7 protein-coding genes are annotated in these 11,814 nt (G+C 47.5%); 5 read left to right on the forward strand and 2 right to left on the reverse strand.

The features are described from left to right. Nucleotides 1-98: 98 nt before the first annotated feature. Nucleotides 99-608 carry a CvpA family protein gene (locus K6T99_08235; GenBank protein MCL6519806.1) on the reverse strand — a complete coding sequence of 170 codons (510 nt, stop codon included), beginning with the start codon at nucleotides 606-608 and terminating at the stop codon, nucleotides 99-101. Nucleotides 609-616: 8 nt separating this feature from the next. Then, nucleotides 617-1,489 (reverse strand): AmmeMemoRadiSam system protein B, encoded by an 873-nt coding sequence (gene amrB, locus K6T99_08240; protein ID MCL6519807.1) that lies wholly within the window; start codon nucleotides 1,487-1,489, stop codon nucleotides 617-619. 113 nt (nucleotides 1,490-1,602) lie between these two features. Here amrB and K6T99_08245 point away from each other — a divergent pair, with 113 nt between their 5' ends. From K6T99_08245 to K6T99_08265, 5 genes are all read left to right on the forward strand, one after another. After that, on the forward strand, nucleotides 1,603-3,861 hold the full coding sequence (locus K6T99_08245) for a tetratricopeptide repeat protein (protein MCL6519808.1): 2,259 nt from the start codon (nucleotides 1,603-1,605) through the stop codon (nucleotides 3,859-3,861). Nucleotides 3,862-3,938: 77 nt separating this feature from the next. Next, nucleotides 3,939-6,017 (forward strand): tetratricopeptide repeat protein, encoded by a 2,079-nt coding sequence (locus tag K6T99_08250; protein MCL6519809.1) that lies wholly within the window; start codon nucleotides 3,939-3,941, stop codon nucleotides 6,015-6,017. Next, nucleotides 6,014-8,326 (forward strand): tetratricopeptide repeat protein, encoded by a 2,313-nt coding sequence (locus K6T99_08255; protein MCL6519810.1) that lies wholly within the window; start codon nucleotides 6,014-6,016, stop codon nucleotides 8,324-8,326. Before K6T99_08250 ends, K6T99_08255 begins: the two co-directional genes overlap by 4 nt. A gap of 23 nt (nucleotides 8,327-8,349) precedes the next feature. Next, nucleotides 8,350-10,410 (forward strand): tetratricopeptide repeat protein, encoded by a 2,061-nt coding sequence (locus K6T99_08260; protein MCL6519811.1) that lies wholly within the window; start codon nucleotides 8,350-8,352, stop codon nucleotides 10,408-10,410. 588 nt (nucleotides 10,411-10,998) lie between these two features. Next, nucleotides 10,999-11,754 carry a PEP-CTERM sorting domain-containing protein gene (locus K6T99_08265; protein ID MCL6519812.1) on the forward strand — a complete coding sequence of 252 codons (756 nt, stop codon included), beginning with the start codon at nucleotides 10,999-11,001 and terminating at the stop codon, nucleotides 11,752-11,754. The last annotated feature ends 60 nt before the right edge of the window (nucleotides 11,755-11,814 follow it).

Below are 11,814 nucleotides of genomic sequence, written 5' to 3' on the forward strand. Positions count from 1 at the left end.
TTGGTGCACGCGTCAGAGGATTTCCGTTACAAGCGCATAATACACCTTCTTCGCTGTCTTGTCAACCCCTATAATGAAAAACAGGTAAAAATACTAGGTTATTTTTCGGGAACAACAGCTGAATCTGGTCTATGAAAGTTGTAAAGCGCCTGAACGATTCGGTGGTAGGTGTCAAAATAGAGGAATTCCCTGCCCAAGGCTGAGTCTGTAATGAGCGAAGGGAGCTCTTTCGTGCCGGCGGCAAACACGATGGTTCGGACAAACACATGGTCGATGGTAATGCCAATCAATATGCCGCAAATTCCGCCAAGGAGAGGATCAAAAATTTCTGCAGATATGAGTGTTGCTTCGTAGACAAGCTTGCCCAGAAACCAAAGCAATGCTGACAGTACAATAAATGGCGCTACAAAGGCAATGGTTTGGTTTGTTGCTGGATTCGCCGAAACCTTGATTGAGGCCGAAAGTGGGTCAGCAACCATATATGCGATTCGTACTGCCACGAGAACGGCGGCAAGGTCAAAAACGGCACGTCCAAAACCACGCTTGGTCTCTATTATCACAGCCAACGCAAGCATTATAATTGTTGCCAAATCTACCCAGTTGCCCATTGCTGAACCTACCTGTCTATCTCGAGTGAAGCATATCCGACTACTTGAAGGTAATCGCCGGTTACATCGCCAGAGGTGCGATATGCCAGCTGATGGCATAATGTTGCTCCTAAACCTTTGCAAGTCTCGATGGTGACCGCCGTTGGAACGACGCCGCACATTGAAATATCCATTTCTCTTACTATTTTTATGAGTCCGTCGGCATCGAGCGCTAGGATTCGCTCAATTGCTGCCAAGTCCTTTCGCTTTGCTAATTGCTGAGATTCATAGTGAGAAAAATCAGTGCTTGCTATCACGACCGCATTTTCCCCTTGTAGGACTCTTGCTAATGCTTTGCCAAGGGTGTGCACGAACTCTGAAGCGTTTGGATCGTATATTGAGACGCCTATGAGCAATGGAACAATTTTCACTTCTTGGCCTATTTTGGAGGCGATATACTGAAGAAAAGGCAGCTGAACTTCAATTGAGTGTTCTGCGCGGTGAGCGCGCGAATCCAGGACGGCGGCTGGGTATTCGGAAGCGATGTTTCTAGCGATTGCAGTATTGAGAGGAACATTGCCTAGTGGAGTGCGCCATGCTTTATCGTCGGCGACGGCAACTGACGCCATTATCGGCCGATGGCTTGGGCCGATGAGCACAATATTGGGGGGAATTCCGTCTTCGGCAAGTCGGAGGTAGGCGTGTGCTGCGACCCGGCCTGAATATACGAAGCCGGCATGAGGGCTGACTAAACCAACAATTCGGCGCGCTCCTTCCCCTTTTACGTCGGGCAATCGCCCAGGGCCCCCAGGTCCAAGGAAGCATGATTCCACTTCTTCTATTAATGCCGCCTGCCCGGCTTCGTAAAACATCCCAGCAACAGCGGGTTGGCGTACTGACATGCTACCCCTCCTGCCGCATTTGTATATAAACATTATTCCACATTTGCGGCGAAGTTCCTTCTGACAACTCCTAATTTCCGGCTTTCAAAGGATAGTAACATGAAGGATTTCAATTGACAATGCGGGCATACATACACTACACTACTTCTGAAGCTTACGTCATTAGCGCTTTTCCATTCGTGTCGGAGAGGTATCCGGCTAAAATGACTATCAAAACAAGTAAGTGCGGTCGCTCCTTGGATGACCAGGCTAAAGGCGGGGCAACTTCTAGACGCTTTGAGGTGCTTGCCGTCGCTGCTCTTCTCCTAATAGCTATTATCATCAGGGTGGTCTATATTCTCCAATACAAGAACAATACTCCATGTTATTCGGCGCCTATGATGGATTCGCAATATTACGATTTATGGGCTCAGAGGGTAGCCAGTGGGGAGGGGTATGGTGCCAAGCCGTTTTACATGGCGCCGCTTTACCCGTATGTGTTGGCGGGGATATACAGGGTATTTGGGCACAATTATGGGATTGTTTACATATTTCAGATGGTATTAGGTATAGGGAATCTAGTGATGGTGTACTTGATAGGGAGGAGGGTATTTGGGCATTGGGCAGGGGTTGTGGGGATGTTATTAGTGATGGGATATGGGCCGGTGATATATTTAGAGACCAAGTTATTGACTGAGACGTTATCGATAGCGATAGGGTTAGGGACTATATTGGTGTTTATGGGAGCTGTAGGTAGTGGTAGAGGCGTAAGGTATTTACTGGGGGGTATACTGGCTGGTTTAGGGGCGATTTGTCGAGCGAACATGATAATATTTGGGATATTTGTTTTGGGATGGGTATTGATTAGTGGCGTGCGAGGGGTAGAGGGGTTAGGTAGGGGTATACGTAGTAGCGTTTTGGTATTGGCGGGGATGATTTTGGTAGTAGGGTTAGTAGGGGTGAGGAACTACGTAGTAGGTAGGGATGTGGTAATGATATCGTCGAACGCGGGGATAAACTTTGCGCAGGGTAATTTAGGGAGGCGTGAGGGGATATTCACATATTTAGAGGGATTTAGTGGTTCGATAATAACGCAGGAGGATGAGGAGCGGAGGATAGCGTCGAGAGAGGTAGGGCATATAGTTAAGGCGTCTGAGTCATCGAGGTATTGGATTAGGGAGACGATTAGGTATATGAGGGGGCATATAGGTGAGACGTTTTTGTTATGGGTGAGGAAGGTTATATGGGTATTACACGGCAGGGAGGCGCCATGCAATTACAACATATATCTTGAGAGGGAGATGGTATGGGTATTGAGGTATTTGTTTGTACCGTATTGGATGATATTAGGGTTAGGGATGTATGGGTTTGTTAGGGGTATAGGCAGGGGTAGCAGGTATGGGATAAGTTTGGTAGGGTTGTACATATTATCGATATTCGTGACGTTGGTAATATTCTCGGTAAGTTCGAGGTTTCGTGCGCCGATGGTTCCGGCGCTTGGGGTATTTGCTGGGTATGGGTTTACACAAGCCATTAGTGGGTTTAGTAAGAGGTGTGTTGGTGTTTTAGCAGTTTGCCTTGGGCTTCCAATTTTAATCTCCCTGATACCCTATCCGGTGCCATTGATAACTTCCGAGGCGCTAGCGAATCTCGGCGTTTCTTACTTAAGCTTAGGTGATGTTAAGGAAGCCGAGAAAAGATTAGAAGAAGCATTGGAGGTTGATCCGGATTTCGCATATGCACATGTCAATTTGGGAACGGCATTGGCAATGCAGGGGAGGATGGAGGAGGCTGCAAATCATTTCTTAGAGGCGTTAAGGATCTATCCTAGCTCAGTCGAGGCTCACAGTAACCTTGGAAGCATACTGGCGATGCAGGGCAAGTTCGACGAAGCGTTGCGGCATTTTGCTGAGGCTGCTCACCTCAATCCAAATTCGGCCGAGGTTTTAAACAATTTAGGAAACGTGCTGGCAAAGTTGGGAGATTTAAATGGGGCGGCAGAGAGCTACTCGAAGGCTTTGAAGATTAATCCACGTTTTTCCCAAGCACATGCAAGCCTTGGAAATATCCTCATGCAGCAGGGCAGAATAAACGAAGCTATTGAACATTTTGAGTCGGCATTAGAAGCAAACCCTGACGACATAACCATACATTATAAGTTGGCGAACCTTTTGCTTAGACTCCGTAGGTTTGACGAGGCGATCAAACATTATAGGGAGATTTTAAAGCGTAACCCAGAAATTGGTAGGGTGCATAACAATCTTGCAGTAGCACTTTTCTTCAATGGCGATTATGCAGAAGCTTGGAAGGAAGTACGTCTTAGCGAGAGGTATGGAGTCAAACCAGCTCCGGGTTTCATTGAAGGTCTCGCTAAAAAGATGCCCGAGCCCTAAAGCTACTGTTGATTTGAGGGATTGGGACTGGTTGGAAATATCTTTTTAGGCTGTTTGTTGGGTTATAGGCAAGTGATATGGGTAAGTTTTCAAAGAAGCAGTTGGACTACACTCTCATACTTATTTTCTTTCTAGCGCTAGGCACGTTTGCCGCTTTTGCTCAGGTGCTTCGGCACGAGTTCATAAACTTAGATGATAATGTCTACGTGACGGAGAACCCCCAGGTCTTGCGAGGGCTTTCCATCGATAGCGTCAAATGGGCATTCACTGCCATTTATAGAGCAACCTGGCAACCGTTGATATGGCTTTCTTATATGCTTGATATGCAGGTTTATGGATTGAAGCCGATGGGCTTCCACCTGACAAATGTTATTTTTCACATCGCTAACGTACTTCTGTTATTTCTAGTTCTCAATCGTATGACTGAAAAATTGTGGAGAAGCGCACTAGTTGCCGCTCTTTTTGCCGTCCATCCGTTGCATATCGAGTCGGTTGCATGGGTTGCAGAAAGGAAGGACGTCGTTAGTACTTTTTTCTGGATGTTTACGATGTGGGCGTATGTCCGATATGCCCTTTTACCTAAGGTCAGCACCTACATCCCGGTGGTTGTTTTCTTTGCACTAGGTTTGATGGCAAAGCCGATGCTTGTCACCCTTCCTTTTGTGCTTCTTCTTCTTGATTATTGGCCTTTAAATCGTATAAGACCCGTTCGGGACTTGCAGTTGGAAAAGCCTTCAAAGGCAATTGGAAGGCTTGTTGTCGAAAAAATCCCGCTTTTTGTGCTGGCGTTGGCTTCAAGTGTACTTGCGGTTGTTGTGCAGAAAAAAGGAGGAGCATTGAGCTCCACTGAACTTGTGCCAGTTGGAGTGCGAATAGCAAATGCGCTTTATTCATATTCTGCTTATATAGTAAAAACTATTTGGCCCGTAAAGCTGGCAATTTTATATCCACATCCAGGCGACACACTAGCCATTTGGCAGGTTATCGGTTCGGCGGCACTGCTCATAATACTTACGATTTTTGCAATTCTGCTTGCAAAGGCTGGTCGTCAATTTGTAGCAGTTGGGTGGCTTTGGTTTATGGGTACGCTTTTGCCGGTGATAGGCATTGTGCAAATCGGCCCTCATGGGATGGCTGATCGTTTTACTTATATTCCGCTGGTTGGGCTATTTATAATAGTTGCTTGGGGAATACCTGATGTGTTTTACTGTCAAAATAACGAATTATCGGCAGAAAATAGCCGATCGAGGTTCTCACATCCAACCGTTATTCCATTCTGCGCTTTAGTTGTCCTGGCGGCTTTGATTATATGTACGCAATTCCAGCTAACCTATTGGAAGAATAACATAACGATATTCGCTCGTGCTCTTGAATGTACCAGACGCAATTACTTGATGCAAAACAATATGGGACTTAGCTTTGCCGCCCAAGGCAAGTATGAATTGGCTGTCAAACATTATGCTAGGGGCCTGGAACTTCGGCCTGATGATGCTCAGTTGAACAATAATATGGGTGTGTCATTGGCGGATCTTGGCAGAATTGATGAGGCGATGATGTATTACCACCGGGCGATTGAACTGGATCCAAAATATGCGATGGCGCACAATAACCTTGGTATCGCACTAGCACAAAAGGGCCGCTTGGAGGAAGCTATTAAACATTATGAGACTGCCATCAGGCTTAATCCAAATTTTGCCGAGGCGCACAATAACCTAGCTGTGGTTCTCGTCTCTTCGGGCAGGATTGATGAAGCTTTGGGGCACTATTTGGAGGCAATACGGATAAATCCCACCTATGCCAGTGCTCATATTAACTTAGCAAATGAGCTTGCGAAGTTAGGACAGTTAGACGATGCTGTTGAACACTACCGGGCAGCAGTTCAAATTCAGCCAGAGAATCCCATGCCTCATTATAAATTAGCAAACATACTGTTTAGACAAAAGAAATATAATGAAGCCATTAAGGAATACCGAGAAGTTCTGGAGCTTATGCCTAAACTTGCGGCGGCACACAATAATCTAGCGGTTGCGCTATACTTTGCTGGTAATTATGCCGGTGCTTGGGAGGAAGTGAAGCTTTCTCGGAAGTACGGCGGAAAAATACATCCTCAATTTCTTCATGCACTCTCAGAGAAAATGCCGGAGCCTAAGCAATGAACAAGTCATCTAGTTGGCCTGCTCATTGGAAAATTGCCATTGCTCTGTTTGCCATAACCTTAGTTGCTTTCTGCCGGGTGCTGGGGAACCAGTTTATAAACCTCGATGACCCGGAGTTTATTCATAACAATCCTTTTGTAAGAAGCGGGCTAACATGCGCCAGTGTAGCATGGGCATTTAAGACGACACACACTGCCAATTGGCATCCATTAACGTGGATTTCGCACATGGTTGATGTTCAGCTTTTTGGATTGAATTCCGCAGGGCATCATCTCACAAGCTTGTTGGTGCATGCTGTAAGTGCGGTACTATTATTTCTTGTTTTATATAAGGCGACCTTTGCAATCTGGCGTAGCGCATTTATTGCGGCTTTATTCGCCGTTCATCCATTACGTATCGAATCAGTCGCATGGATTGCAGAGAGAAAGGATGTGCTGAGCACAGCTTTTTTATTGCTTACAATATTGGCGTACATTCGATTTGTCCAATCGCCTTGCATAAAAACTTATGTTCCAGTAATCGTTTTTTTCATGCTGGGTCTAATGTCCAAGCCAATGCTTGTCACATTGCCTTTTGCGCTGCTGCTTTTAGATTACTGGCCCCTCGGCCGTACTTCATTAAATCGTTGCTCGTTAAATGATATACCTACAAGCCGAGCAAGTAGACTCGTGTTAGAGAAAATTCCCCTGTTTGCGCTGTCTGCCTTATCTTGCATTGTTACATATCTCGTCCAGAGGGAAGAAGGTGCAATAAGGGATTTGGCTCAGTTCTCGTTGGGCGTTCGGATAGCGAATGGAATTGTGGCTTATGTCGCCTATATTGGAAAGATGCTGTGGCCAGCAAAGCTTTCGGTGTTCTATCCGCACCCAGGGCGGAGTCTGCCTATATGGGAAGTCATCATGTCGGCGTTGGTTTTGATAGGGATCACTTTCCTTGTGCTCAGGCTGGCTAGGAGGGCGCCATACCTCCCAGTTGGCTGGTTTTGGTATCTCGGAACCCTAATTCCAGTCCTAGGACTTGTCCAGGTTGGCGGAGCGGCAATGGCTGATAGGTATACATATATTCCTCTAATTGGCTTATTCTTTATTGTCACGTGGGGATTGCCTGAGATGGTCGGAAGCAGTTGGCAAAGTGAGAGGTTGCCGACGGTTGGCGCCAGAAATAACGCTTCCTCATTGCCCGTTGGATCTAAACTGGCATCTTCTAAGTTCGACGCTCTTCCGTTCGTGGCTGGATTGGCAGTCATTGCATTGATGATATCTACTGCGGTCCAGCTGGGATACTGGGAAAACACCTTCACTCTATTCAAGCGGGCGCTAGCAGTGACAGCGAAAAATGCTGTTGCACACGGGCAACTTGCTGTTGCTTTGGAAGCTGAAGGTAAACTTGACGAGGCGTTAGAACATTACCGAGAGGCCGTCCGTATAGAGCCAAGAGATCCAATGGCTCGGTATAACCTGGGTGTTGCGCTGGCGAAGATTGGAAGGACTGATGAGGCGGTTGAGAAATACAACGAAGTGCTTCGCCTAAATCCAGAGCATGTCGGCGCACACAATAACTTGGGGCTTCTCCTTCTCAACCGTGGCAACGTGAAGGAAGCTATACACCACTTCAGGGAAGCTCTGAGAATTGATCCCAATTTCCCAGAAGCCAGGAATAATTTGGCTAATGCATTGGCTGGCGGCGGCAATGCACAGGAAGCTATACGTAAATACGAAGAAGCCCTCGAGGCTAATCCTAATGACGCAACTACTCACTATAATCTAGGTGTAGTTCTGGCTGAAAAAGGCGAGACCGAAGAAGCAATTAGACACTATCTTGAGGCGGTCAGACTGAGGCCAAATTATGCTAAGGCTCACCTAAATTTGGGGCTTTTGCTCGAACAGCAAGGGCGAATGGACGAGGCGGCCGAGCATCTGGCGAAGGCATTGCAAGCTGATCCCAAGTGTGCAGATGCCCACAATAGCCTTGGTATTATACTTGCAAAGCAAGGCCGCCTTGACTTGGCAATGCTACATTTTGGTAGCGCCGTCCGCCTCGACCCAAATAACGCACAGGCGCATTTCAACCTGGGAAATATATTTGGAGCTCAAGGTGAGCAAGACAGGGCTTTGAGTCATTTTACCAAAGCAGTGGAATTGAAACCGGACTTTTCACAAGCGCATTTTAACTTGGCAGTTGCGTTGTTTCATAAAGCTCGGTATGCTGAAGCATGGAAACATGTTCGCCTTGCGCAGAAGTATGGGTTCGAGCCGAATCCTGCATTTCTCCAAGCTCTGAGTGCAAAGATGCCCGAGCCGAATAATTGAAAAAACAAGAGGACAGTACAAGGATGTCTTCTGAAAGCAAACGCAAAAACCCCAAGTCAAAAACAGCTCTTTTTTCTTCTGGTATTGCTAGCAATCATCTTGTTCAGCTGAGCCTTGTTGTGCTCCTGGCAATCGCAATTAGGGTTATTTATCTACTGCAATACAAAGCGAACGCACCTTATTATTCGGTTATGATTGTGGACTCACGTTACTACGATGAATGGGCTCAGCGAGTTGCTGCGGGAAAGGGATATGGTCCGATGCCATTCTACATGGCACCGCTATATCCGTATTTTCTGGCGATTATGTATAAGATTTTTGGCCATAATTTTACTCCAATATATGTCCTTCAGGCGGCCCTCGGCATAATCAATGTCTGTCTTGTTTATGTTCTGGGAAGAAAGCTTTTTGGCCATCTATCTGGCTTAATTGCAATGCCGCTTATTCTGTTTTATGCTCCGCTTGTATACCTTGAAGCCAAAATTCTCACCGAAACGCTGGCGATTGCTATTAACCTGTGTTCTATACTGCTTCTGATGCGTGCGATTGAACGACCTAGCGCCAGCAGGTTCTTAGGAGCGGGTGTTTTGCTTGGTGTGAGTGCTGTCTGCCGGCCGAATTCACTAATAACAATTGAACTGTTTATTGCGTGGCTTTGGCTTTTTGGCCGTCGGATGGCTAGTTTTTATACTCGCCAACTTTTCCCTCTAATCATTGGTGTTGTGCTTGCGATTGCACCTGTTACAGCGAGGAATTATTTCATCGGAAATGACTTAGTGCTCATTACGTCAAATGGCGGGATTGTTTTTGCTCAGGCAAACAACGAAGCCGCTAATGGTGTATCTTCTGCAATGGCTGGTTTCAGTACCTCAATAATGACCCAGCAACAAGAGGAGATGGCAATCGCAAGTAGGGCTCTAGGCCATCAGGTGAAACCTTCGGAGTCGGCGGCCTTTTGGTTTCGCCAGGGGCTTACTTTTATTAGAGATCACCCAGGCAGTTTTGTCAGGCTTCTTGCGCTAAAACTTCTTTGGTCTTTGCATGATGTCGAAGCACGATGTAGCTTCAATGTCTATCTTGAAAAGACTTTTGTCCCCATTCTGCGATGTCTTCTGCTTCCCTTTTCTCTGCTGGCCGGCTCAGCACTATATGGCATCATCCGCGGACGCAAACAGTGGACATTTGGAGCTTCTCTGACGGGTCTCTATATTCTTTCTATTTTTCTCGGCCTCATAATTTTTTCCGTTAGCTCAAGATACAGAGTTCCAGCGGCTCCGGCGCTTGCCGTTTTCGCAGGCTTTGGCATTGTCAGCGCGGCCGAGGAAGTCCGGAGGCGAAGGATTAGGCCGCTGTTTGCCTTGCTAGGTTGCATTGCGATTTTCCTCGGCATTTCATCTGTGCCCTATCCGATACCCAAAATCACTGCTGGCGGATACAACAACCTAGGGGCGGCGCTTGTTCGCCAGGGTCGCCTTGATGAGGCAGTTATCCAATACAAGCGAGCTCTCAAAGTCAAGCCAAACCACTTCTCGGCTCATGTAAACCTTGCGAACGTCCTTGCCGCGCAGGGGAAGCTGGACGGGGCGGCAGTACACTATCGGGAGGCTATTCGCATTAAGCCGGATGATGCGAGAGCACATTTTGAGCTTGGGATTGTTTTAATTGGGAAGGGATGTTTTGGTGAAGCAATCGAGGAGCTTTCAGAGGCGATACGGTTGAATCCAGGTCATGCTGGTGCGCATCTAAAGCTAGGCGAGGCGCTTGCAGCAGTTGGTCGGAGGGAGGAGGCGATAAGGGAGTATAGGGAAGCGATACGTTTGAGACCATGGGATGCGAGGGCACATTTTGAGCTTGGGGTTTTATATGGTGAGAAGGGTTTAATAGATGATGAGATGAGGGAGTACAGGGAGGCGATAAGGTTGAGGCCTAATTTTGGGGAGGCGCACAACAATCTTGCGGTTGCGTTGTATTACAAGGGACGGTATGATGAGGCTTGGGAGGAGGTAAGGTTATCGCGCAGGTATGGAGTATCTCCCGATGCTAGTTTTGTGAAAGCGCTTTCGGAGAAAATGCCGAGGCATTGAGCGCTTTGGTTTTCATTGTCTTAAAAATGCTCCCGGTGAAATCTCCCCAAGGATTGCTGAAGCAGGGATTACACCTAGTAAAAATACCTGTTTTTGTGAACAAGTATTGACAGCTCGGCCGTACCGACGTATACTGGGCTGTGACAAAAGAGGTTCGTAGCTAAGCAAGTACAGCATGCAAGCGCGATTTAAAAATAATCGAACACTTCCGATGGGACCTAGTAATAATACCTGTTTTTCAATGAGTGGCTTGACAAGAAAGCTAACTTCGAGTATACTTGCGCATGTAAGGAAAACTCCGATCAGCTTCTCCGCTATCCCCACTGGCGGAATGTCCGAAAATAAGCTAAAGGAACATAATGTCGCCAACTTTGATTCTACAACAAGCAATGTCTCAGCCGATTAGCCAAAAATGCGTCAGAGGAGGCATGGAGTGTCTGAGGCATGCTTGTTGGGGGATAGGTCCGGCAGGTGTCGTGAGGTTGCAAAAACCGCCGGATCATTAATAATCGGCTAGCCTGGGTTCTTATGCCCGGCAGCTGGTTCCGTTACAGCTACTGAGGAATTGCTACGAAGGGAGGTGACACGATGAAGAAGGTTCTTGTAATCACCTGCATTCTGGTTCTGGTCGCGCTGGTCGCTGGGAGTGCATTCGCCGCAGAGAACAACTGGCGGTTCAGACTGCGCGCTGACAACAACGCCGGCGCGTACATGAGCGACAGCCAGTTTGGTATCTATCCGACGTCCAGCGACGGCTATGACTCTCAGGATGGCGCGGCTCAGTTCCTCGCTGACCCGTATGGCATGACGTATGCAAACTGGGCGACTGAGGTAATCCCAGGAAGGACCGAAGCCTTCATGAAGAGTATCAAGGCGCCCATACAAGCCGGTCAGCCAGTGGAGAAAAAGTGGGACCTGAGAGTCTATGTACTGAGGGATGGGACGAATCCTTACATTCGCCTGAACTTCATGTGCATAAGCACTTTGGCAGGAATGGCCCCACCCTCAATGATAAATGGCGTGCCGTTAGTATACTACATAAAGATGGTCAACAACCGGGGTGTAGAGGGCGCGCCAGCCAATGGAACGGAATGGATAATCCCTGTTCCAACGGAATACAAAACGAACGAGGCGTGGTTCACGCTCGTCCTGCCGACCGGCTTCAGGGGGGTAAATGGCCCGAACGACATCATGTTGACGGTGAGCCACCCGAACAATGCAGCAAGTGAGGGCTACATCATGGAGTACGGGTTCAGACCCGTTCCTGAGCCTAGCACCTTGCTTGCATTCGGGACCGGTGTAGTCGGATTGGTGGGCTTCGTGATGAGGAGGCGCAGAGCCTAACCTCGGAACGATAAGAACCATAATAGTTGACAGACCGAATCTTGGTGCACAATAAACGGG

The sequence above is a fragment of the Armatimonadota bacterium genome, from assembly GCA_023511795.1.
Classification (GTDB): domain Bacteria; phylum Armatimonadota; class UBA5829; order DTJY01; family DTJY01; genus JAIMAU01.

Coding starts and splice junctions, on each gene's coding strand:
- K6T99_08235 (MCL6519806.1), bottom strand. CDS start 608: ATGGGCAACTGGGTAGATTTGGCAACAATTATAATGCTTGCGTTGGCT.
- amrB (MCL6519807.1), bottom strand. CDS start 1,489: ATGTCAGTACGCCAACCCGCTGTTGCTGGGATGTTTTACGAAGCCGGG.
- K6T99_08250 (MCL6519809.1), top strand. CDS start 3,939: ATGGGTAAGTTTTCAAAGAAGCAGTTGGACTACACTCTCATACTTATT.
- K6T99_08255 (MCL6519810.1), top strand. CDS start 6,014: ATGAACAAGTCATCTAGTTGGCCTGCTCATTGGAAAATTGCCATTGCT.
- K6T99_08260 (MCL6519811.1), top strand. CDS start 8,350: ATGTCTTCTGAAAGCAAACGCAAAAACCCCAAGTCAAAAACAGCTCTT.
- K6T99_08265 (MCL6519812.1), top strand. CDS start 10,999: ATGAAGAAGGTTCTTGTAATCACCTGCATTCTGGTTCTGGTCGCGCTG.